The organism is Arthrobacter sp. NQ4 (genome assembly GCF_029077345.1).
In the GTDB taxonomy this organism is placed as follows: domain Bacteria; phylum Actinomycetota; class Actinomycetes; order Actinomycetales; family Micrococcaceae; genus Arthrobacter.
The window spans coordinates 219902-241907 of the sequence record NZ_JARETC010000002.1 but is presented as its reverse complement, the minus strand read 5'-3'; the positions used below and the strand labels follow the sequence as shown (position 1 = coordinate 241907).

Sequence of the window (22006 nt, the reverse complement as noted above, 5' to 3'; positions counted from 1 at the left end):
CTACGCCCTTGGCGAATATGCCATGGACCGGGCCTGCTGTGGACGGGTTTCAGGGGATTTGCGGCGCTTCATTCCATGCGCGGGCAAGCACCTTGGACGTAGGGTGAAGAAATGAATAGCTTCGAGGGAGACACCGCCGAACAGGGTGCCGGACCCGAGCGGGAACGGTTCCTGCAGCCAGTGGCTGACGGACAGCGCGTAACTGTGATGCTTGCCGCCTTTGAGGGGTGGAACGATGCCGGAGAAGCAGCCAGCGATTCGCTGCGCTACCTGAACAAACTGTGGGGCGGCAAGAAGGTCGCTTCCATTGATGCAGACGAGTACTACGACTTTCAGTTCACGCGGCCCACGGTGCGCAGGAATGCTGCCGGTGAGCGCAAGATCAAATGGCCTTCCACCCGGATCTACAAGGCCAGTGCACCCAACTCCAATGTGGACGTCATCTTTGTGCAGGGGACGGAGCCGTCCTATAAGTGGCGGGCCTATACGGCGGAACTGCTGGTCCATGCCGAGGCGCTGAATGTCGACTATGTGGTGCTGGTGGGCGCGCTGCTGGCGGATGTTCCGCACAGCCGCCCGATTCCGGTGAGCACGTCCTCGGATGACGCTCCGCTCCGGGAGCGCATGAACCTGGAAGCGTCGCAGTATGAGGGCCCGGTGGGGATTGTGGGTGTCCTGTCCGAGGTGGCACTCCTGGCGGGACTCCCTACTGTGTCGTTGTGGGCCGCCGTACCGCACTATGTGGCCCAGGCGCCCTCCCCCAAGGCGCAGCTTGCCCTCCTGCACCGCATCGAGGAGCTGCTGCAGGTGCCGCTGGACACCCACGAGCTGGCCGAGGAAGCGGATGCCTGGGAGCGCGGCGTGGACGAACTCGCTACCGAAGACCCGGAGATTGCTGCCTACGTGCGGCAGTTGGAGGAAGCAAAGGACACTGCCGACCTCCCTGAAGCCAGTGGCGAGTCCATTGCCCGTGAATTTGAGCGGTACCTGAAGCGGCGGGGCCAGGACCGCCCCTGACGTTAACGCACTAACATGCCTTAACAGGAAGGGCCCGGCTGGGAGCAATCCCGGCCGGGCCCTTCCCGTCTGCCGAAATGCGGACGCGTTAGAGCCGGATGCCCAGGAGGGCGTCCACCGCGTCCTTTACCAGGGCCGCGTCAGCGGGGCTGGCGGCATCACCGGCGTCGTTCGCGTTCCGTGCCCAACGCGAGACCGCGGCCACCGCTGCCGGCGCATTCAGGTCGGCTGCCAGCGCCTCCCGCATCTCGGCCAGCAGCTGCTGGCCCGAGCCCTCGGGAGCGTGGTCAATGGCTTTCCGCCACGCCGCAAGGTCGGCCTTGGCGGCATGGAAGCCTTCGTCGGTCCAGGACCAATCGGAGCGGTAGTGGTGGGCCAGGATCGCCAGCCGTATTGCTGCCGGGTCCTCGCCGGCTGCGCGGAGCCTGGAGACCAGCACCAGGTTGCCCTTGGACTTGCTCATCTTTTCGCCGTCGAGGCCCACCATCCCCGCGTGCGCGTAGTGCTTGGCCAGCGGGACCCCGGCCAGGGAGTAAGCGTGGCCGGCGCCCATTTCGTGGTGCGGGAAGATCAGGTCCGATCCGCCGCCCTGCACGGTGAAGGGTGCGGGCAGGTACTTCTGCGCGATCACGGTGCACTCAATGTGCCAGCCGGGCCGTCCCGGTCCCAGGCTTCCACCGGGCCAGCTCGGCTCACCCTCGCGTTCCACCCGCCACAGCAACGGGTCAAGAGCCTGCCGCTTTCCGGCGCGGCCCGGATCCCCGCCGCGCTCGGCGAAGAGCTCCAGCATGGCGCTTTCGCCAAGGTGGGAAATGGATCCCAGGGCCCAGGCGTCAGGTGCCGTTGACTGCTTGCCGGCGGCTTCGACGTCGTAATAGACATCCCCGTCAGGTTCGCCGTTGGTGCCGGCCACCCTATATGCCAGCCCCATGCTGACCAGGCGTTCCACTTCGGGGACGATCAGGCCAATGGATTCGACGGCGCCGACGTAGTTGTCCGGCGCCAGGACGTTCAGCGCCTCCATATCGGTCTGGAAGAGTTCCACCTGTTCCGCGGCGAGGTCGCGCCAGTCGACGCCGGTGGCGGTGGCACGTTCCAGCAGGGGGTCATCCACGTCAGTGACGTTCTGTACGTAGGAGACCTCGCTGCCGGCATCGCGCCAGGCGCGGTTCAGGAGGTCAAAGGCGACATAGCTGGCCGCGTGCCCCATGTGGGTTGCGTCATAAGGAGTGATGCCGCAGACATACATGGAAGGCCTGGCCTCCCGTTCCAGGGCCACCTCTCGGCCCGCCGCAGTATCGAACAACCGGATGGCGGGGATGTTTCCGGGCAGGGCAGGCACAGGGCGGGAAGTCCAGGATTTCACATGCCAAGCCTAGTCCTAGGCGCTGATGACGCCGAAACCGAGCAGCAGGTACAGCGCGAGTCCAAGGAAGATCCGGTACCAGACAAAGAGCCGGTAGCTGCGGGTGGACACGAACTTCAGGAACCAGCCGATGATGACGTAGCCCACCACCAGGGCGATCACGGTGGCAAGCGCGGTCTCCGGCAGGCCGAAGGGCCCGGAGATCCCTTCCTTGGTGACCACCTTGTACAGCTGGTACAGCCCGCTGCCGAAGACCGCGGGGATGGCCAGCAGGAAGGAGTACCGTGCCGCGGCCTCACGGGTGTAACCCATCAGCAGGCCCGCGGTGATGGTGCCGCCGGATCGGGAGACGCCGGGAATAAGGGCCAGGGCCTGCGCCAGGCCGTACAGCATGCCGTGCTTGTAGGTCAGGTGGGCAAGGTCCCGCTTTTGGGCGCCGATTGCGTCTGCCACGGCAAGGATGAGGCCGAAGACGATGAGCATGGTGGCCACGATCCACATGCTGCGGAGCACGGACTCGATCTGGTCCTGGAAGAGGAGCCCCAGGACGATGATGGGCAGGCTGCCCAGAATCACCAGCCAGCCCATCCGGGCGTCAGGGTCCTGCCGGGGCACGCGGCCGGTAAGCGAGCCGGCCCAGGCCTTGACGATGCGGACGATGTCACGCCAGAAGAAGATCAGTACCGCGGTCTCCGTGCCGAGCTGGGTGATGGCCGTGAAGGCTGCCCCCGGGTCCTCTGCGTTGGGGAGGAATTCGCCCACGATCCGCAGGTGTGCGCTTGATGAAATCGGTAGAAATTCGGTCAGTCCCTGCACTAGGCCCAGCAGGGCCGCTTCAAACCAGTTCACGCTAAGACCCTACGGCATGGCAGCGCCGCTCCTGGCCGTAAGCTTGCTGCTATGCAGCAGCGTTACGTCGGCAACAGTGGATTGCGAGTTTCAGCCCTCTCCCTTGGCACCCGGTCCTGGGGTGGCGACACTGACGAACAGGACGCCTCGGAACTGCTGCGCACTTTCCTTGATGCCGGCGGCCGGCACGTGGACACGTCGGCGTCCTACGCGGGCGGCGGCTCGGAAGCGATCCTTGGCTCACTCCTGGGCGATGTGGTGTCCCGCACGGAGATTTCCATCTCCACGAAAGCGGGTATGACGACGCCGGATGGCCGGCGTGCGGTGGACGCCTCACGCAATGCGATGCTCACCGGGCTGGATGCAAGCCTGGCCAGGCTGGGCACCGACTATGTGGACCTGTGGTTCGCCGAAGCGTGGGATGGCAACGTTCCCCTCGATGAAACCCTGGCGGCACTGGAATTCGCCGTCCGCACCGGCCGGGCCAGGTACGCGGGCATCTCAAACTACAGGGGCTGGCAGGCCGCCAAGGCCGCCGCCACGAGCAGTGTGCCACTGGTGGCCATCCAGGCCGAATACTCGTTCCTTAACCGAAGGGCGGAAGCGGAACTGATCCCCGCCGTTGAGGATGCCGGACTGGGGCTGATGGCGTGGGCTCCGCTGGGCCGGGGGGTGCTCACGGGGAAGTACCGTGGCAGCATCCCCGCCGGTTCCCGGGGCGCCTCGGTCAGCGAAGCCGCCTACGTGGAGCCGTATCTGGAGGAGAAGCCGTCGCGGATCGTGGATGCGGTGTGCATGGCTGCCAACGGGCTGGGCCGGACTCCGCAGGATGTTTCGCTCGCCTGGCTGCTGTCACAGCACGGAGTTGCCACGGCGATCGTTGGCGCCCGGACACCGGTGCAGTTGAAGGAGATCCTCGATTCCCAGCTGGCGCCCCTGCCGCCGCAGATTGCACGCGCGCTGGAGGATGTTTCCGCAGTGTCCTAGCTTCCGCGCTGGAACTTCCCTGTACCTGGGGCGGTTCGGGCGGCCCTGCTATTCGTCGACGATTTCCAGGTCTTCGTCCTCGTCCACGTCGGTTTCTTCGTCCTCTTCATCCTCGTCGTCAAAGACCTGCAGGGGCGTTACTTCGTTGTAGGCCTCGTAGAGAGCGTCCTCGTAAACTTCGAAAGCATCGGCAACTGCGAAAAACGCTGCCTCAACGGAGGGATCACCGTCCCCGCGGCGGTTCGATGCTGCTATAAGGTGTTCTTCCAAAGCGGTGGTCAGGGACGAAAGCGCGACACGCGGATCGATGCTCATGACTTCACGTTAGCCGGAAAAGGACGAAAATGGAGAGCAAATGAAGGAACAATTTCTCACCAGCTCGGTCCAGCGGGAGCGGGATTATTTGCGGCAGTACGAGTACCTCGTACTGACCGTCAGCCCTGATGATTCCTTGCCGGAGGCTCGGCGCCGGCTCGTTGAACACTCCGAATACGGCAAGTGGGAGCTGGAGCGCAGCAAGCTGTACGTGGGTGGCGGCAGGCGCTTTTGGCTGCGGCGCCGGGTGATGCAGGTCCAGCGGACCGTTTAGAAATGCGCGGTCCAGCGGACCGTTTAGAAATGTGCGGTCCAGCGGACCGTCTAGTCTTCCAACGGTCCCAGCCACGCGTTGGCTACGGTGTTGTGGGCTGATTCGTCGTCGGAGGGGTGGAACATCCCGGCCAGCACGTCCCGGTAGAGCCGTTCCAGTTCCGAGCCCCGGAAGTAGCTTGATCCCCCGCTGACCCGGATGGCCAGGTCCACCACGCGGCGGGCTGTTTCGGTGGCGTTCACTTTCAGTCCCACCAGTTTGGGAAACCACTGGCTTCCGTGGTCAGCCAGGGCGTCGACGTCGGCGGTGACGGTCCTGAGCTGCGGGTATAGGACGTCCATGGCCATGGCGGCGTCTGCCACCTTCCAGCGGATGTCGGGGTCCTGGGCGTAGCTTCGCCCGCCGTTCTTGAAGGATGTGCGCCGCTTCACGTTCTCCACGCCCACGGCCAGGGCGCGTTCGCCGAGACCTGTGTAGACGGCGGCCAGGAGGCTCTCGAAGCAGGCGAAGATCGCGAAGATCAGGGGGTCGGCGTTGGGGCCGACGGGCAGCTTGCGGAAGATGCGGTCGGCTGGCGCTTTGACGGCTTCCAGGACCGTGGTGGCGGACTGGCTGGCCCGCATGCCCAGGGTGTCCCAGTCGTCCAGGATCCGGTAGCCGGAAGTTTCCCGCGTGATGAATCCGTGGACCAGTTCCCCGGCACCGTCCCGGGCTGCAGCATCTTTCCCGAAGATGCCCAGACGGGTCCAGGCCGGCGACAGGCTGGTGAAAATCTTGGTACCGGTGAAGGAATAGCCGCCATCCTGTTCCGGTGTGGCGGTGGTCCGTGAATCGAAGAGGACAGAGTCGTTCCCGGCTTCCGAGTTGCCGAAGGCGAAGACCTCGCCCTGGGCAGCTTCCTTGAGGACGAAATCGAGCGAGTTGTCGCCCCGCGCCGCCAGGACGTGCGCGACGCCGGTCCAGACCAGGTGCATGTTGACGGCCAAAGCGGTGGCCGGGGCAGCCGTCGCCAGCCTGCGCTGGCACTGCGCCGCCGCTTCGAGCCCAAGCCCTGCGCCGCCGTCGGACGCTGGTACGAAAAGCTTCAAGTAGCCTGCCGCTGCCAACTCCTCCAGGTCCTCGTGGAAGAAGGCGTTGTCACGGTCATATCCGGCGGCGCGGCTGCGGATGCGCTCCAGGAGCTCATCCGGCAGCAGTTCCTCTGGACTCACGGCGGACTCCTCTTAGTAGTTGGTGAGCAGGGTGTCCAGGACCCGGGCACCGAACTTCAGGGAATCCGCCGGGACGCGCTCGTCCACCCCGTGGAACATGCCGGTGAAGTCCAGCTCATCCGGCAGCATGAGGGGCGCAAACCCGTAGCCGGTGATGCCCAGGCGGCTGAGCGACTTGTTGTCCGTACCGCCGGAGAGCGTGTAGGGCAGCACCTTGGCGCCGGGGTCCTCCTTGTGGAGAGCGTCGATCATCGAGTCCACCAGGTTGCCGGCGAACGGGACCTCCAGCGAGACGTCGTTGTGGACGTAGCTGACGTCCACGCCGTTGCCGGCGAGTTCGCGCACGATTTCGAGGACCTGCTGTTCCTGGCCCGGGAGGGTCCGGCAGTCAACCAGTGCTTCGGCGGACTCGGGAATGACGTTGTGCTTGTAGCCGCCCTTGAGGAGGGTGGGATTCGTGGTGTTCTGCAGGGTCGCGCCGACGAACCGTGCCACCGTACCCAACTGGTTGAGCAGCAGGTCGGGGTTGTCGGCGTCGAACTCAACTCCGGTGAGTTCAGTCACCCCGTCAAGGAATTGCCGGGTGGTGGGAGTGAGCTCGATGGGCCACTTGTATTCGCCAATCCTGGTCACGGCAGCGGCCAGGCGGGTCACGGCATTGTCGGTGTTGATCTGCGAACCGTGGCCGGCACGTCCGTGCGCAACGAGGCGGAGCCAGGAGATGCCCTTTTCCGCGGTCTGCAGCAGGTAGGTCCGCTGGCCGCCGATAGTGGCCGAGAAGCCGCCCACCTCGGAGATGGCTTCGGTGGCGCCTTCGAAAAGTTCGGGCCGGTTGTCGACGGCGTAGCGGGCGCCATACACGCCACCGGCCTCCTCATCCGCGAAGAAAGCGAAGATGATGTCCCGCTTGGGCTTCCGGCCCTCCCTGGCAAAACTCCTCAGCACCGAAAGGATCATGGCGTCCATGTCCTTCATGTCGACGGCGCCGCGTCCCCAAATGAGGCCATCTTTCAGTTCTGCCCCGAACGGGTCAACGGACCACTGGTCCCGGAGCGCTGGAACGACGTCCAGGTGGCCGTGGACCACCAGCGCACTGGCCGAGGGGTCCTCCCCCGTCATCCTGGTGACAACGTTCGCACGGCCGGGAGCCGACTCGAAGATCTCGGCGTCCAGCCCCACTTCCTCGATTAGCCCGGCGGCATATTCTGCCGCAGCCCGCTCCCCCGGCCCCGATCCGTCGCCGTAGTTGGAAGTGTCGATCCGGATGAGTTCCTGGCAGATCCGGACAACTTCATCCTCGGGCAGGACGTCAGGCATTGGTGGCTCCTTGGTAGGGAATGACTGGTTGGCACGAGCTGAATCGCTGCCCTCAGCCTACCTACTTGGCCCGATTCGTTGTTCCCGGAAAGTTCGTGTTAGAGTTTTTCTCGCTGCTTCGGAGAGGCGCGAAACGCTGAAAGGCGGAGACGCTTCCCGAAATACCACCTGCGCGGGTGGCGGAATGGCAGACGCGCTAGCTTGAGGTGCTAGTCCTCGAAAGGGGGTGGGGGTTCAAGTCCCCCTCCGCGCACAATGGGAAGCCCCGGAACATCAATGATGTTCCGGGGCTTTTTTGTGTCTCCAACCACGTCGCAACCGGAATCCAACCGTGGCCCCGTTCCTGATTCTCTACACGAGCGGAGCATCGAACCGGAGGTCTCCAGGAACATAGTTTCGCCTTGGTTTTCGTTAGGGTGGGAGCTACGCGTGCGGCAGCAAAATGCTTTCTCACCGGAAGCCAGGGGTGACGGCCCCTGTGGGCCGCACGCGTCAGAGTTCGCAGCCCGCACTTAACGCGGGCCCTCGGGACGGAAGCAGGGGGAATGATGGCCGGCACCCGGAACACCAGGGACGGTCAGCTCCCCAAGTACTTCTACGCAACAGGTGGGTGGGGCAGGGAAACGGTCATCTACGCCTATACCCAGGAAGAGTGGGGGCTTGGCGGCTCCCTGCCCAGCGGAGGCAACTACCAGGCAAGGACATTCACCGGCCTGGCCATCGTCGCCCTGATTGCAACCATCCCAGCAATCCTCGCTCCACTCTTCATCCTGGTCAGCATCTACGCGATCATCACCTCCACCCCTGACCTGGGCGACATGGGCATGGGACTGATCTGGTTCGTCATGTCCGTTGTCTGCACGGTCCTGTTCACCGGCGGCTGGCTGCTGAGTCTCCACGCCCTCCGGCGAGAGCTCAAGGCCCGAAAGCTCCGCAAGGGCAGGGGCCTGCCCAAGCCAACGCACGGTGTCACCGACGACCAGGCCCGGCGCTGGTTCGAGGAGCACCCAGGAACCCTGGAGATCAGCCGGGAAAACTTCCCGCTCAGCACCCGCCCGTTCCCGGATGAACCCGAGTACCTGCCCAGCCAAGAGAAACGAGCCTGACGATGGTTTACGACCGGGAACGGTTTGCACGCGAGGACGCCGTCTACGCCGAACACAAGCAGGCGGTCGCCGCCGGCGAGAAGCGCGTCCTGCGCAAGACCAGCACGGGCGAGCTGCACAGCTACCCGGCCGACGAGATCGGGTTCACGCCCGGCCGCGGGCACGCCCAGGTCAGCACCTGGTGGGGCATGGGAATCCTGATGGTCGTCATGGTTCTTATCCTGGCCACCGGCGTGTGGCTGTTCCAGCGTCCGCTGTGGGATGGCGACTTGCCGGAGTGGGGCGCTCTGTGGCTGATCGGTTTCGCCGGGTTCCTGACGCTCTATACGTTTTACCTCGCCCGTGACGAGTACCGGGCCACCCAGCTGCGCAAGCTCCGTGGGTCCCCGAAGCCGAGCTCCAGCGGCAGCGTCGACATCAACCTCCTGGAACTCGGCCAGAACCGCGGCGACCAGCCCGGCGCGTCCCGATAGGATTCGACCCGTGTTCAACCAGGACAAGCAGTTCCGCCGCCCTGACGGCACGCTCTACGACCCGAGCAGCTTCAACGTGCGCCAGTACGAGGAACAGTACGGTCCCGGCGGTGTCCCCGAGGGATGGTCAATGGCTGCCACCACACCCGTCCAGAGCCCGGCCCTCATCGTGGGCATTGCTGTCTTCACCACGCTCCTGAGCGGTGGAATGCTGGCGGCGGGGATTCTCGTCATCGGGCATGGCGGCGAACTGCGCACCGCCCTTCCAGGCCTTGGCGTGGGGGCCGGCGGTCTGGTGATGTCTGCCTTTGCGTTCAGAACCGCCGTGAAGCGCCGGCGCTGGCTGCGCGAACGGCAAACCGCCAACGGGCAGGAGAACTGATGGAGTACCTCTACGGCTTCCTTGCCGTCATTCTTGCCGTGGTGGTGCTGCGGCTGCTGACGCCCACTGGCAACGCAAGCATTGGCGTACCCGGCCGCCCAGGCACCGGGGCAATGCGCAGTCCCAACGAGGCCGGGTGTACAAGGACCCGCCGCCCACGAACTACAACGCCGATCCCTACAGCGGTTGGCCCTAGGCACCGGTAGCGACAGGCTCGTCGCCATCCGTAGTCCACACCCGGGGCCAATTCGGCGAGCGCCGCAAGCGCCAGGCAGATGGCCTAAAGCGAGCCTGATGTCCTGCCTCATCAGCACAACGGTGGACAGCGCGGGCCGACTCGCTCGTGCGCTTGTCCACACTTGGTGCCGTGGGTTGCGCAATTAGCCCGGTAGCCTAGGGGCAGCCGCGCCAGATCCGGCATCGTCCCACGTCAACTCGGGTTTTATGTCCTGGCATGGACTATTTGTCACCAAGGCGCCATGCTGCGCCTTCCAGGAAGAAGGACCCGTGAAGAGGACCAGGCCACTATCACTCGCCTTGGCGGTGATCGCAGTCGCGGGCAGTGCCTTCCTTGGCACCGGCAGTGCCCAGGCTGGACCCCAGGAGAACAACCCCTGCCAGCGGCTGTCTGCGGGACAGGTGAAGTACAACAGCTTCGGTGCTAACCGGGTAACGTTCGCTACCGCCACCGGCCGTGAATCCAACGTCGTCACCATCACCGGGTGCGTTCGTTCCGGCAATGGCTATGTCCAGGAATGGCAGGACTGGGGCTACGCGGGGCTAAAAGGCTTCGCTCCGCCGGGACTGACCTGGGAGGACACATTCAAGTCACCCACCGGTTCGTACAGCGTCACCGAGGCATTGGGCCGCTCCAACCCGGGCACGGCCCTTGCCTACCATACGGTCAACGCAAACTCCCGCTGGGGCGGTGAGTACGGACCTACCTACAACCAGTACTTCGAAGGCAGCGGCGGTCCCTCTGACGAGAACCTCTACACCTACATGAATCAGGGGTATTACGAACAGGCGGCGGTCATCAACTACAACCGCCAGCCGGACATGAATACCGTGCAGGGGGCCTCCTACGCAATCTTCCTGCACGCCGGCCGCACCACGTCCGCCGGCTGCCTGTCCACCAGCCTTGAGACGGTCAACAGATTCCTGCGCAGCAGCCGCCCCGGCGATCGAATCATCATGGGCGCAGTCGATGACATCTTCACCCCGTATTCAGCGGATCCCTTTGGCGCCATCACGCAGAAATACAGCCAGGGCGGAGGGCCGGCCGGCCAGCTTGGCAGCCCGGTCTCCAACGAGGTGGGTGGACTGAGGGACGGTGGCGCCTTCCAGAACTACCAGGGAGGAGCCATCATCTGGTCTCCCCTCTCCGGAGCCCATTTCTCGTGGGGAGCCACCCGCGGCAAGTGGGCCTCCCTCGGTTATGAAAACGGCCCCCTCGGCTACCCGGTCACGGACGAAGTTGGAGGCCTGCGTGGCGGTGGCGTCTACCAGGTGTACCAGGGCGGCGTCATCATGTTTTCCCCCGCCAGCGGCGCTTACCTTTCGTCTTTCGGGCCAATCCGGGACAAGTGGGCAGAAACCGGATTCGAATACGGCGCCTTGGGATACCCCGTCAGTGACGTCATCACCGGCCTGAAGGACGGCGGCTCCTATCAGGCGTACCAGAATGGCGCGATCTTCTCCTCACCCGCTGCGGGAACGCACGCCGTCACAGCCGGCATCTACGGCAAGTGGCGCTCCCAGGGGGCCGAAGGTGGCCCCCTGGGATACCCAACAACCGATGAGTTCCGCGGGCTCCGCAATGGCGGCTCCTGGCAGGGGTTCCAGGGCGGGGCGATCATGTTTTCCCCAGCGTCCGGAGCCGCAGTCAGCGCCGGCCCGATCCGTGACAAATGGGCCTCCACGGGTTTTGAGTGGGGCAGCCTGGGCTACCCGGTCACCGATGTGATCACCGGCCTAAAAGAAGGAGGTGCCTTCCAGAACTACCAGGGAGGCTCCATCCTGTGGACCCCGGCAAACGGCGCCATCATCTCCGTGGGAGCCATCCGCAACGTCTGGGCCGGACAGAACTTCGAGCACGGTGTCCTCGGCTACCCCACCACGGATGAGTACGGCACGCCAGGAGGCGCTGTTGCCCAGAACTACCAGGGCGGCGTCATCTACTTCGTGCCCAACGTCGGAACTTACGCGGTATCCGGGGCCATCTTCACAAAGCATGAGGCAATGGGCCGCTCACTCGGCGCTGCCGTCAGTCCCCAGGTGGCCATCAAGAACGGCGGGCTGTACCAGAACTTCCAGAACGGCTCCATCCTCTGGTCCCCTGCCACCGGCGCCCACGTGTCCATTGGTGCCACCCGCGGAGCCTGGGCCCAGGCCGGCTACGAGAACGGGTTCCTCGGCTACCCCACGAGTGACGAAATACCGGTCAGCGGTGGCGTCAAACAGACCTACCAGGGCGGATCCATCTACTGGACCGCAGCCCTCGGAGCCTTCTCCATGCCGTCAGAGTTCAGCGCCGCATTCGATGCTGTGAACGGTCCAGCCACCCTGGGGTTTCCCGGAACCAACCGGGTGACCGGGCTGAAGGACGGTGGCTCCTTCATCAACTTCCAGAAGGGCGCCCTGATCTCCAGCCCGGCCACCGGAGTTCGCCTCTCCGTCGGCAAGACCCGCGACGCCTGGGCAGGGACCGGTTTCGAGTGGGGCAGGCTTGGTTACCCGACCACGGATAACTACGTGACGGCAGACGGCAGCACCGTCCAGGATTTCCAGGGCGGACGGATCACCGTTCCCAAGGACGGCACGGCCAGGATCGATTACGGCACCTCCTGAACCCCCGTCACGGGGATGCGATCCCTGCGCGGACTGGGCGGCTAGGGGGTAATTGTCAGCGGCCTCGTCCTTGCAGCGCACGAGGCCCGGCTGAAACCTTCCGCATGGCGAACACGGTTGTTCGTCCCGGTATCGTCACACCAATCCACGCCGAAAGGGTAGGCCTCAACACTGGCCTCCCCCGGCGCTGCCGCCAGCGGCACGTCGAACTGGTAAGAAAACCCGCCGGCATCGTTCATCGCGGCAGTCGTGCTGAAGACGGTGTGGCCGGCGGCGTCGGTGACCGAGACGTAAATCCGGGCGTCCTGGCCGTACCGGGGATTGCAGTCAGCGTCGGCCGCGTGGACTGTGACGGCGTCACCGGGTTTCGCGACGGCCGGGGTTACGGCATAGCTTGGGGGCAAACAGGGCGGCTCCCCTTGCCACGACCCGCCGCAGGCAGACGACAGACACGACACAATCACACCGGCAGTGGCCATCACTGCCAAGCTTTTCCGCGACTGATCGGCTCGGTGAGCCCGGAACCCCATGGCCTCATTATGCGCAGGTCGGCATTATGCGCAGGTCGGCGGGAAATCCGTCAGGCCCGCACTGCATTGTCGCCCTGTCGTCAGGCCAGGCGTTCCTTGACGATCTCGCTGACGGCTTTGCCGTCGAAGCGTCCGCCGATTTTGGGGGTTACGGACTTCATGACCGTACCCATGGAACGCATGGTCAGGGCGGTGCCCCCGGCTCCCAATTCAGCGATGACCCCGTCGATGATGGCTTCAGCTTCCTCGCGGGTCAAGGCCTTGGGCAGGTAGGCCTCGATGACCTCAGCCTCGGCGATCTCGGCCTGTGCCCGGTCGTCGTGCCCGGCGGCGGTATAGGTGGCGGCCGTGTCACGGCGCTTGGCGGCCTCTTTCTGCAGCAACGCCGTGACCTGGAGGTCATCGAGCTCAACCGGGGTCTTTCCTGATTTCTCCCGCGTTTCGATCTCACCAAGGACGTTGCGCACCGTGGTGAGGGCGACCTTGTTGCCGGCTTTCATGTGGGCGACGACGTCGCCCTTCAGCTTTTCCTTCAATGACATGTTCTGCCTCATTCTTCAGGGGTGTGGAAGCGGCTTTGGACAAGCCTATTCCCACTTGGCCGGACTACTGCCGCATCGTGGCTTCTTCGGCCCCCCGGGGAACAGACAGTTTGCGCGCGGCCATAGGCTAGTTTGGAATCCGCAGCGGCCTGGTCCCCCGGGCCCCGAAAGGAGCACCGAGTGGACAGCACTGTTGGCAAGTGGTTCCTGAACCGGGCCGAGCGCGGAAACCCGGCCTCCTTGATCCATGCCGGCGGTGCAGAATCTCCACCCTGGTCGGAAGGCAACCTGGTCAGGCCCTTGGTGCATGGAGCTGCCTATTTCTCCAGGCTGCACGCGGAACTGTCCGGCCTGAAGGCCGGAGACCGGGTATGGTTCACCGACTGGCGCGGCGACGGTGACGAGCAGTTGGAACCGGGTGGCACGACGATTGGCGGGTTGCTCGCGGAACTGGCCCGGTCCGGCGTCGAGGTACGCGGCCTTGTCTGGAGGTCACACGGCGAACGCGTGTCAGCCCCCATCAGTGGACGCTCAAACGAGCTCCTCAGCCGCCAAATCAACGACGCCGGCGGGGAGGCGCTGTTGGATCAGCGCGTCCGGATCTTCGGTTCCCACCATCAGAAACTGGTGGTCATCCGCCGTCGTGACGACCCCTCCCGCGACGTAGCCTTCGTCGGGGGAATCGACCTCTCACACAGCCGCCGCGATGATGCCGGCCATGCCGGAGACCCGCAGGCAGTTAAGATGGATTCCCGCTACGGGCAGCGGCCTCCGTGGCACGATGCCGCCCTTGAACTGCGCGGCCCCATCGTTGCCGACGTGCTCGACGTGTTCGCAGAACGGTGGAACGACCCCCACCCGCTGGACCGCAAAACCCCTTACCGGATGCTGTTGCAGCGCCTGGCACGCATGCCGAGGCACCCCAAGCCGTTGCCGGAGGCTGCTCCGCCCCCGCCGCCGGCCGGCCCTCACGCCGTCCAACTGCTGCGCACCTACGGTGTAAAGCACCCGCCTTTCCCGTTCGCCCCCAATGGAGAACGAAGCATAGCCAGGGCGTACGCGAAGGCCTTCGCCCAGGCCCGCTCGCTCATCTACATCGAGGACCAGTACCTGTGGTCAACGGAAGTCGCCGCCGGCATTGCAGACGCCCTAAAGCGCAACCACAGCCTCAAGGTCATCATCGTGGTGCCCCGGTACCCGGACTCTGACGGTTTCCTTGGCGGACCGCCCAGGCGCCTGGGGCAACTGCGTGCCATCAGCATGCTCCGCCGGGCCGCACCGGACCGGGTGGGGGTGTTCGACCTGGAGAACAGCGACGGGACGCCGATCTACGTCCACGCCAAGATCTGCATCATCGACGACACCTGGTTCACCTGCGGATCGGACAACTTCAACCGCCGGTCCTGGACAACCGACAGCGAGCTCACCTGTGCAGTGATCGACACATCGGCCGGCGGAACGCCCGGCGATACCAAGGGCGGACCGGGGACCCACCCGCTCGCGGGGAAGCTGCGGCTCCAGCTCTGGGCCGAGCATTTGGGCCTTGACCAGGACGACCCCCGTCTCCTGGCGGACGGGGGCGAACTGGAGCTGTGGAACAGCGCGGCCGATGCCCTGGACCAGTGGCACCGCACCGGCCGTTCCACACCCCGCCCGGCCGGGCAGGTGCGTCACCACACACCCCAGCCCGTCCCGCCGTTCCACCGCCTGTGGGCCGAGCCCATCTACCGGTTCATTGTGGACCCGGATGGCCGGCCGCGCCCGCTGCGTGGCACGACCCGGTTCTAGGAAGACGGGAATAAATCATTGGGGGAAAAATGAAGGCGATACAGTCCGCGGCGCTCTCGGTGGTGCTGGCGGCCGGCCTGGCCGGCTGCACTGATTCCGGGCCGGCGCCCGGGCCGCAGCAGCAAGGCCCCACGGTGGAACCTGCTCCCGGTGTTCCCTCCTCTGCGGGGCCCGTGACTCTGAGGGGACAGTTCCAGTCCCAGGGAGCAGTCACGACGGGAACGGTGACGATCCACGTCACCCAAGCCGGTGCTGTCCTGCAGCTGGAGAACCTTGCAACCGGCGCCGACGACGATCTCCGCCTGATGTTGAGCCCGGGCACACTGGTCCCAGGGACGGGCGGCGGCGCTGGACTGTCCTCCACCAAGCTGATCGAACTGGGGCCGCTCACGGGCGCGGGCCAGCGGGTGGAAATGGACGCCGGCAGGTGGGCCGCCCTGCGGGAACCCATTCGCAGCGTAGTCATCTATGACTACGCCGGGAAGACCGCCCTGGGCACCGCCAACCTGCAGGAAGACTGAACGCCCATGGACTGGGGCGCTGCTCCCGTGCTGCGCTTTCGGTAGGTTGGAGCGGTAGGGCATCCGCAACCGGACAGGGGAGACAACATGAAGGCAATCGTGTACGAGGCAACAGGGCCCGCATCCGTGCTGAAGCTCCGGGACAGGCCATTAGCGGAGCCAGGAGCGGGAGAAGTCCGCGTCCGGGTGGTGGTGTCCGGAGTGAACCCCACCGACTGGAAGTCGCGGTCCGGAAGCGGAAGCAGGAAGCTGGATGCCCCGAAGGTTCCAAACCAGGACGGAGCCGGAGTCATCGACCAGCTGGGTGCCGGAGTGGCCGGCTTCACCGTGGGCGATCGCGTCTGGCTGTGGGACGTCGCCTGGGGCGGCAACGAAGGTACCGCCCAGGAATACGTGGTGGTGCCGAGCCACAAAGCAGTGGCCCTTCCCGACGCCGAGTCCTTCGATACCGGCGCCTCGTTGGGGATCCCGGCCCTGACGGCGCACCGGGCCCTGACCTCGAACGAGGACGGGCCGGCCCGGCTCTCCCCCGGTGCCCTGGCGGGGCGCACCGTCCTGGTCACGGGAGGCGCCGGAGCCGTAGGCCATGCGGCCATCCAGCTTGCCCGATGGGCCGGTGCCGCCGTCATCACGACCGTCAGCGGGGACCGCAAGGCTGAGCTTGCCCGCCGTGCCGGAGCCGGAACGGTCATCAACTACCGGACGGACGACGTTGTCGACGCCGTCCACCAGGTGGCCGCGGACGGCGTCGACATCATTGTGGACGTCAACGCGCCCGCCAACATCGAAACGGACCTGCAGATCCTCAAACCGGGCGGAACCATCTCCATCTACGCCGCGAACCCCGGAGAATCACTCACGGTCCCCATCCGCGAAAGCATGACCAAGAACGTCCGCTACCAGTTCATCCTCACGTACACAGTCACCGACGAACAGAAGCAGCACGCCGTGGCCGCCGTCGCCGAAGCGCTCGCCGCCGGTGCGCTCCGGGTGGGTGAAGAACACGGGCTGCCACTGACGCGGTTCCCGCTGGAGCAGACTTCCGCAGCCCATGATGCTGTGGAACAAGAGACCATCGGAAAGGTGCTTATCGACGTCACGCCGGCCACCTGAGGCCTTACCGCGAATCAACGCGAGAGGCGGTCCCTGGCTGCGTGCTCAACCAGGACCGGTATGAACGCCCGGACCCTGCCCGTGTCCAGGAGGCTGTGTTCCTGCTGCACTACATCCTCAATGTGCTCCCTGGACAGGGCGGGAAACTTCGCCGCGAGCCTGTCCACCACATCGCCCAGAGCCCGCAACTCTTCGCTTACTCCCATTGGGGAAGTGTCAGGGATCCGGCCAACCCCGTCAAGACTTGACTAACGGGGGCAGGGACGTCGAGCGCGCCCACCACAGGGCAGAGTACGACGACGGCCGGGCGGCCGCGCGCGGAGGTCCGGGCCCGCGCTCCACGCCGGCCCACCCGCGACAGTCACGTCGTCGGTCAGTGCGGGTGGAGCCTCCGGGACCGCGGGTGCCGGTTCCGTCCCTGGGCATGCGGCCCCGCCGCCACTGGACGGTACTCAATCCGCCGCTTTTCCGTCCGGATGTCGCGCCGTTCCTGCCGCCGCGCCTTCCTTTCGGGCCGGTCGATGGCGGACAGGATGGTCAGCGTCACGGTGACCCACAGGAACGCCGTCCCCAACACCAAAGCGATTTCCAGCTCAGTGCTCATGCATCAATTTTAGGCCCGCGGCGCAGGATCCAACCCCTGCAGACCCACAGCATGGACGCGTAAACCCACAGGGTTCAGAGCAACCCCAGTCCTTTGACAGCAGCCATGACATCGGAGACCTGGACAGCCAGCAGGGCAGGGTCCGGCTGGGCTGCGAAGGTGTCCCCGCGCCGCAGTTCGGCCCGGGTCAGGACAACATGGGGCCCCGGCGGCGGTCCCCAGATCTCAGGCGGGGCCGGACCAAAGAGCACCACGGATGGGGTACCGTACGCAGATGCCAGGTGTGCAGCCCCTGTGTCGGCCGAGACCACCAGGCGCGCGGCGGCAATCGTGGCAGCGAACTCCCCCAGGCCCAGCACCCCTGCCAGTACGGCCGTGCCCGGCAGTCCTGCAAGGCGGCACACTTCCCCGGCGCGCTCCCTCTCGGACGTACCTCCGGTGAAGACCACCTGGTGTCCGGTTTCGGTCAGTGCCGTCGCTACCGCGGCAAAGCGCTCCGCCGGCCACAGCCTGCTGCCGTAGGCGGCTCCCACATGCAGGACTGTTGCGCCGGGGACGGGACTGGGAACGTGCGGTGTGTTCAACTGCACATCCAGCGGATCGGCTTCCACTCCATGCCATTCGAGGAGCCGGACCCAGCGCTCGCGCTCATGCAGCTCCGGCCGCCAGGGCGGCCCGTCCCGGTAGGCGCTTCTGTGGCCCAAGGTCTGGCGGGCCCTCAACGCCTCGATCCTCCCCTGGCTCTCCGGGCCGCTGCCGTGCAGGTTGATGGCCACGTCCACCACGCCGGGATCCATCGCCAGCGGTTCGTCGAGGCCGTGCGTAGGCAGCAGCTCATAGCCACCCACCAGTCCCAGGGCCTCCGACAGCCACCCCTGCGCGGCGTAGCGGAGCCGGTGCCCGGGAAAAGCGCGTTGGATGCCCTTCAGCGCCGGTACGGCCACCAACAGGTCGCCCAGCTTCAAGGCACGCAGGACCAAAAGCTCCGGTTTGCCGTCTGAGGGTATCGGAGCACCGGCCTCCTCCGCCATAACCGCGCCGCTCATGCGTCCTGCTTCGCGAACGTGGTGGCGGTGAGGCTGCGGACGTCCTCATAGACTTCCGTGACGCCTATACCGGCCACCGCCGAGTCGTCGTGGACGCAGCGCGGTGCTGTCCAGCCCACCTGGGTGACGTCGATGCCGCAGGTGGGGCAGGCCGTGACCCATGAGGCGTGGACGCGGTGAAGGCTCCGCCCCAGCGCCCCCGCATTAATCACGTTGCCCGCCCAAAAGATGCCGACCGTCGGCACACCGAGGGCCTGCGCCAGATGCCTCGGTCCGCTGTCATTGGCCACCACAACGCCGGCTTCCGCCAGCAGCGCCACCAGGCCTGCCATCTCCAGTTCGCCTGCCGCGGAATGAACTGCCGCGGAGGCCGCCCGGGAGGCAACTTCCGCTGCCAGCTCCTGTTCACTGGAATCGCCGATAATGACCACCCGCGAACCATCAGCCGCGCAGGCAGCGGCAAGTTCCGCGAACTTGGCTGCGGGCCAACGACGGCGGGGGTCGGTGGCGCCGGGGTGGATCACCACGAGCGGCTGGTCGCCGTCGCCGCCGTCGACTTGGGAGGGTGCTGCCGGCGGGGAGGGTTCAAGCCGCGCCTCAAGGTCCACGGGGAACGCGCCGGCGAACCCGGCCACCTCCAAGGCCCTGAGGGGTTCGTGCTGGTAATAGAGGTACGGGACGGTGCGCTCAAGGCTTGCGGCGTCGGCCGTCCGGGTCCCCACCGTGTGGCGTGCCCCCAGCCGCAGCAGGAAGGGGTTCGAGTACCGTCCCCCGCCGTGGAGCTGGACGGCCACATCAAAGTGGCGCGCGCGCATATCAGCAAAGAAACGGTCCAGTTCGCCGGCGTCCTCTTCCCCGGGCCGTACGCCTTCCGCGAACGGCAGGACAACGACCTCGTCCACCGGGCTTTCCACCGCTCCGAGCAGCGCCTTGTGGATCGGCGTGCCCAACAAGGTGATCCTCGATGCAGGATAGGCCGCCTTCAACGCAGCCATTGCCGGAACCGCGAAGAGCAGGTCCCCCAGGCCGCCTCCGCGCAGGACAACGATCCTGGACACATCATCAAACTTTTCCAGCACGGGACCGACGCCCACACCAATTTGTTCGGCACCGCCAAACTCTGCAGTGAGTTGCTCCACAAACCGCCCCTTCCGTCACCGGGAGGGAACAGCCCGGCCGCCCCTCCACTGCCCATGCAGCCGCACAGCGGTTCTAAACCCGCGGCCGCTCCTTAGAACCTTTACCCAATCGGCAGTGGATCTACGCTCCCTGTTGGGGAATACCGGCTTGATGCTGTACGTTTCATACCCGACAGCCAATCAAAGAAAAGAGAAGCACCCAAAGTGGCAACCGATTACGATGAACTGCGTTCCGACGTCAAGGAATCGCAGGACAACTCACTCGAGCAGCTCCAGTCAGCGAATGCTCCCGACGCCCGCAGTGTTGTGCAGGAGTTGGACGAGGCTGACGGGCTGGACGGCGCCGGGGTCCCTGGCGGCGAATTCGTCGCTGAGGAGCTCGTAGTCCAGGTCATCCCCCAGGCTGAGGATGAATTCACCTGCTACTCCTGCTTCCTGGTCCGCCACCGGTCCCAGATTGCCCGGCAAAAAGACGGCCACAGCTACTGCACCGAGTGCGAAGGCTAGTCCAGAAGCTTTCCGAGGGGCAGGTTCGCCCGGTCCCGCCCGAAAGGCACGCCGCATCAGGCGTGCCTTTCGGTTTTAAACGCTGGCCCGGCCGCAGGTCCCCGGGCCCATTAAGCCTTCACCCAGCTCAGCTGGGTAGCGTTGGGGACAGTACAGACGACGTCGACACCAACCATGCCTACCCGGCAGCCAGGAGGCAACGGTGGCCAGCCCCGCCAGCTTATGGGAGACGTTCGCCACGGCATTCACCCAGGCGAACGTTCCCACTGTCACTTGGGTGGAGATGCTGCTGTCGGTGGCGGCCGCCGTCGGGCTGTCCATCCCCCGGCGCAGTTGGCGCTACTTCGGCCTCCTCGCCACGGTGACGCACGAGCTTGGCCATGCTTTTGCTGCCCTGACCTCCGGACAGCGGCTGTCCGGTATCCGCGTCCGGCTTGACCACTCCGGAACCACCACCACCTACAGCAGAAGCAGGCTGGCCGCCGCCTGGTCCTGCTTCTGGGGGTACCCCGTGCCTGCCCTGGCGGGCGCCGCCTTTGTTTGGTGCGGGCTGAACGGGTGGGGACCCGCCGCCATGGCCGTCAGTGCGCTGGTGCTGGCTGCTTCGCTCCTGTTCCTCCGCAACCTTGCCGGATTCGTCATTACCGGCGCTGCCATCGGCGGAGCAGGCGCGCTCACCTTCCTCGCGCCGCCTCCCGCCGTGGGGCATGTGGCCGTCATTTTCGGCCTTGCGCTGCTCGTCGCCGCGGTGCGGGACCTGCTCAAACTTACCCACGTCCACCTCCGTCGCCGGGACCGTCTCAGCAGTTCGGACGCGTATCTCCTGTACCGTGCCACGTCTGTTCCGTCCGGAATCTGGATTGGCCTGTTCACGCTCCTGGTCGCCGGCGCATGGCTGGTCGCCTGGCAGCCCATCTCGGTAATCCTGCTGCAGGGCGCCTCGGGCGCAGGGGTGGCGCATAGGCTTGTGGCATGAGCCAGGAAACGGAAAGCACCACCGCAGCGACCGACCACACCAACGGGCACAGCACCCGCGGCGCCTATGTGACAGGCGGAGCCGAATTCACCCGGGACACCAACTACATAGAGGACCGCATCACCAGGGATGCTTCTCCCGGCAGCAACGGCGAGCCGGGGTGGCCAGTGGAAGCAGGGCGCTACCGCCTGATTGCCGCCAGGGCCTGCCCGTGGGCGAACCGGACGGTCATTGTCCGCAGGCTGCTGGGGCTCGAAGAAGCCATTTCGCTGGGCCAGCCCGGGCCAACCCACGACGCGCGTTCCTGGACCTTCGACCTGGATCCGGGCGGCGTGGATCCAGTCCTGGGCATAGAGCGCCTGCAGGAGGCCTACTTTAAGCGCTTCCCGGGGTACCCGAGGGGAATCACCGTGCCCGCCATCGTCGACGTGCACAGTGGTGAAGTGGTGACCAACAATTTCCCCCAAATCACCCTCGATTTCTCCACCGAGTGGACAGAGTTCCACCGGCCGGGTGCCCCGCAGCTCTACCCCGTGCATCTCCGCGAAGAAATCGACCAAGTGAACAAGCGGGTGTTCACCGAGGTCAACAACGGCGTCTACCGCTGCGGCTTCGCCGGATCGCAGGAGGCCTACGATTCGGCGTACCAGCGGCTGTGGACCGCTTTGGACTGGCTGGAGGAGCGCCTCTCGCAGCAGCGCTACCTGGTGGGCGACACCATCACGGAAGCAGACGTGCGGCTGTTCACCACGCTGGCACGGTTTGATCCCGTGTACCACGGTCATTTCAAGTGCAACCGCCAGAAGCTGAGCGAGATGCCCAACCTGTGGGGATATGCACGGGACCTGTTCCAGACACCCGGCTTCGGAGACACCATCGACTTCGTGCAGATCAAGCGGCACTACTACGTCGTGCATGAGGACATCAACCCTACGGGGATCGTCCCGGCCGGCCCGGACCTATTCGGATGGTTGACGGACCACGGGCGGGAGTCGCTGGGCGGGCGGCCGTTTGGCGGGGGCACGCCGCCGGGGCCGGTCCGGCCGGGCGAGGATGTCGCTGCGGGACACGGCGCGGCCGCCTGAGCAAAACC

Annotated in this window: 24 protein-coding genes and 1 tRNA gene; 14 read left to right on the top strand and 11 right to left on the bottom strand. The window is 65.6% G+C overall.

Annotation, left to right across the window (positions count from 1 at the left end; translation table 11 throughout):
* Nucleotides 1–111 precede the first annotated feature (111 nt).
* Nucleotides 112–1017, top strand: coding sequence for a PAC2 family protein (locus PUN51_RS04925; RefSeq protein WP_159631987.1), 906 nt, complete (start codon nt 112–114; stop codon nt 1015–1017).
* A gap of 88 nt (nt 1018–1105) precedes the next feature.
* Here PUN51_RS04925 and mshC read toward each other — a convergent pair whose 3' ends face one another.
* On the bottom strand, nt 1106–2383 hold the full coding sequence (mshC, locus tag PUN51_RS04920) for a cysteine--1-D-myo-inosityl 2-amino-2-deoxy-alpha-D-glucopyranoside ligase (RefSeq protein WP_275180123.1): 1278 nt from the start codon (nt 2381–2383) through the stop codon (nt 1106–1108).
* Between the two features lie 15 nt (nt 2384–2398).
* Entirely contained in the window at nt 2399–3232 is an 834-nt protein-coding gene (locus tag PUN51_RS04915; RefSeq protein WP_224026095.1) for an undecaprenyl-diphosphate phosphatase, read from the bottom strand.
* A gap of 51 nt (nt 3233–3283) precedes the next feature.
* Between PUN51_RS04915 and PUN51_RS04910 the strand changes: the two genes are divergently transcribed.
* Entirely contained in the window at nt 3284–4219 is a 936-nt protein-coding gene (locus tag PUN51_RS04910) for an aldo/keto reductase (RefSeq protein WP_159631990.1), read from the top strand.
* Between the two features lie 48 nt (nt 4220–4267).
* Here PUN51_RS04910 and PUN51_RS04905 read toward each other — a convergent pair whose 3' ends face one another.
* Nucleotides 4268–4534 carry a hypothetical protein gene (locus PUN51_RS04905; RefSeq protein ID WP_159631991.1) on the bottom strand — a complete coding sequence of 89 codons (267 nt, stop codon included), beginning with the start codon at nt 4532–4534 and terminating at the stop codon, nt 4268–4270.
* A gap of 40 nt (nt 4535–4574) precedes the next feature.
* Here PUN51_RS04905 and PUN51_RS04900 point away from each other — a divergent pair, with 40 nt between their 5' ends.
* Nucleotides 4575–4808, top strand: coding sequence for a DUF5703 family protein (locus tag PUN51_RS04900; RefSeq protein WP_018771130.1), 234 nt, complete (start codon nt 4575–4577; stop codon nt 4806–4808).
* 50 nt (nt 4809–4858) lie between these two features.
* Here PUN51_RS04900 and PUN51_RS04895 read toward each other — a convergent pair whose 3' ends face one another.
* Together PUN51_RS04895 and PUN51_RS04890 are read right to left on the bottom strand one after the other, a co-directional pair.
* Nucleotides 4859–6019 carry an acyl-CoA dehydrogenase family protein gene (locus tag PUN51_RS04895; protein ID WP_275180122.1) on the bottom strand — a complete coding sequence of 387 codons (1161 nt, stop codon included), beginning with the start codon at nt 6017–6019 and terminating at the stop codon, nt 4859–4861.
* A 12-nt stretch (nt 6020–6031) separates the two neighbouring features.
* On the bottom strand, nt 6032–7336 hold the full coding sequence (locus PUN51_RS04890) for a M20/M25/M40 family metallo-hydrolase (RefSeq protein WP_275180121.1): 1305 nt from the start codon (nt 7334–7336) through the stop codon (nt 6032–6034).
* A 170-nt stretch (nt 7337–7506) separates the two neighbouring features.
* On the opposite strand from PUN51_RS04890, the gene PUN51_RS04885 reads away from it, so the two are divergent.
* The 5 genes from PUN51_RS04885 to PUN51_RS04865 all read left to right on the top strand — a co-directional run bounded on the left by PUN51_RS04885 (nt 7507) and on the right by PUN51_RS04865 (nt 12147).
* A tRNA-Leu gene (locus tag PUN51_RS04885) sits at nt 7507–7589 on the top strand.
* A 292-nt stretch (nt 7590–7881) separates the two neighbouring features.
* Nucleotides 7882–8442, top strand: coding sequence for a hypothetical protein (locus tag PUN51_RS04880; RefSeq protein ID WP_275180120.1), 561 nt, complete (start codon nt 7882–7884; stop codon nt 8440–8442).
* 2 nt (nt 8443–8444) lie between these two features.
* Nucleotides 8445–8915: a hypothetical protein gene (locus PUN51_RS04875; RefSeq protein ID WP_275180119.1), complete on the top strand. Its 471-nt coding sequence runs from the start codon at nt 8445–8447 to the stop codon at nt 8913–8915.
* Between the two features lie 10 nt (nt 8916–8925).
* Entirely contained in the window at nt 8926–9297 is a 372-nt protein-coding gene (locus PUN51_RS04870) for a hypothetical protein (RefSeq protein WP_275180118.1), read from the top strand.
* Nucleotides 9298–9804: 507 nt separating this feature from the next.
* Entirely contained in the window at nt 9805–12147 is a 2343-nt protein-coding gene (locus PUN51_RS04865; RefSeq protein WP_275180117.1) for a hypothetical protein, read from the top strand.
* A 41-nt stretch (nt 12148–12188) separates the two neighbouring features.
* On the opposite strand, the gene PUN51_RS04860 is transcribed toward PUN51_RS04865, so the two are convergent.
* Nucleotides 12189–12626 (bottom strand): hypothetical protein, encoded by a 438-nt coding sequence (locus tag PUN51_RS04860; protein WP_275180116.1) that lies wholly within the window; start codon nt 12624–12626, stop codon nt 12189–12191.
* A 131-nt stretch (nt 12627–12757) separates the two neighbouring features.
* Nucleotides 12758–13219 carry a GatB/YqeY domain-containing protein gene (locus tag PUN51_RS04855; protein ID WP_275180115.1) on the bottom strand — a complete coding sequence of 154 codons (462 nt, stop codon included), beginning with the start codon at nt 13217–13219 and terminating at the stop codon, nt 12758–12760.
* Nucleotides 13220–13399: 180 nt separating this feature from the next.
* Between PUN51_RS04855 and PUN51_RS04850 the strand changes: the two genes are divergently transcribed.
* The 3 genes from PUN51_RS04850 to PUN51_RS04840 all read left to right on the top strand — a co-directional run bounded on the left by PUN51_RS04850 (nt 13400) and on the right by PUN51_RS04840 (nt 16641).
* On the top strand, nt 13400–15007 hold the full coding sequence (locus PUN51_RS04850) for a phospholipase D family protein (protein ID WP_275180114.1): 1608 nt from the start codon (nt 13400–13402) through the stop codon (nt 15005–15007).
* A gap of 29 nt (nt 15008–15036) precedes the next feature.
* Nucleotides 15037–15528, top strand: coding sequence for a DM13 domain-containing protein (locus PUN51_RS04845; RefSeq protein WP_275180113.1), 492 nt, complete (start codon nt 15037–15039; stop codon nt 15526–15528).
* 87 nt (nt 15529–15615) lie between these two features.
* The gene (locus PUN51_RS04840; RefSeq protein WP_275180112.1) at nt 15616–16641 is read left to right on the top strand and encodes an NADPH:quinone reductase; all 1026 of its coding nucleotides are present in this window, start codon (nt 15616–15618) and stop codon (nt 16639–16641) included.
* A 14-nt stretch (nt 16642–16655) separates the two neighbouring features.
* Here the strand turns inward: PUN51_RS04840 and PUN51_RS04835 are convergent, their stop codons facing one another.
* From PUN51_RS04835 to PUN51_RS04820, 4 genes are all read right to left on the bottom strand, one after another.
* On the bottom strand, nt 16656–16847 hold the full coding sequence (locus PUN51_RS04835; RefSeq protein ID WP_142133845.1) for a three-helix bundle dimerization domain-containing protein: 192 nt from the start codon (nt 16845–16847) through the stop codon (nt 16656–16658).
* Between the two features lie 167 nt (nt 16848–17014).
* Nucleotides 17015–17245 (bottom strand): hypothetical protein, encoded by a 231-nt coding sequence (locus tag PUN51_RS04830; protein WP_159632003.1) that lies wholly within the window; start codon nt 17243–17245, stop codon nt 17015–17017.
* 74 nt (nt 17246–17319) lie between these two features.
* A complete protein-coding gene (locus tag PUN51_RS04825) occupies nt 17320–18291 on the bottom strand; it encodes a glycosyltransferase family 9 protein (RefSeq protein WP_275180111.1) in 972 nt (323 codons plus the stop codon).
* Nucleotides 18288–19430, bottom strand: a complete 1143-nt coding sequence (locus tag PUN51_RS04820; RefSeq protein ID WP_275180110.1) for a glycosyltransferase family 9 protein — start codon at nt 19428–19430, stop codon at nt 18288–18290. The genes PUN51_RS04825 and PUN51_RS04820 overlap by 4 nt, the downstream gene beginning before the upstream one ends.
* Before the next feature lie 204 nt (nt 19431–19634).
* Between PUN51_RS04820 and PUN51_RS04815 the strand changes: the two genes are divergently transcribed.
* From PUN51_RS04815 to PUN51_RS04805, 3 genes are all read left to right on the top strand, one after another.
* Nucleotides 19635–19937 (top strand): DUF4193 domain-containing protein, encoded by a 303-nt coding sequence (locus tag PUN51_RS04815; protein WP_018761323.1) that lies wholly within the window; start codon nt 19635–19637, stop codon nt 19935–19937.
* A 202-nt stretch (nt 19938–20139) separates the two neighbouring features.
* Entirely contained in the window at nt 20140–20913 is a 774-nt protein-coding gene (locus PUN51_RS04810) for a M50 family metallopeptidase (protein ID WP_275180109.1), read from the top strand.
* Nucleotides 20910–21998, top strand: a complete 1089-nt coding sequence (locus PUN51_RS04805) for a glutathione S-transferase family protein (RefSeq protein ID WP_275180108.1) — start codon at nt 20910–20912, stop codon at nt 21996–21998. Before PUN51_RS04810 ends, PUN51_RS04805 begins: the two co-directional genes overlap by 4 nt.
* The last annotated feature ends 8 nt before the right edge of the window (nt 21999–22006 follow it).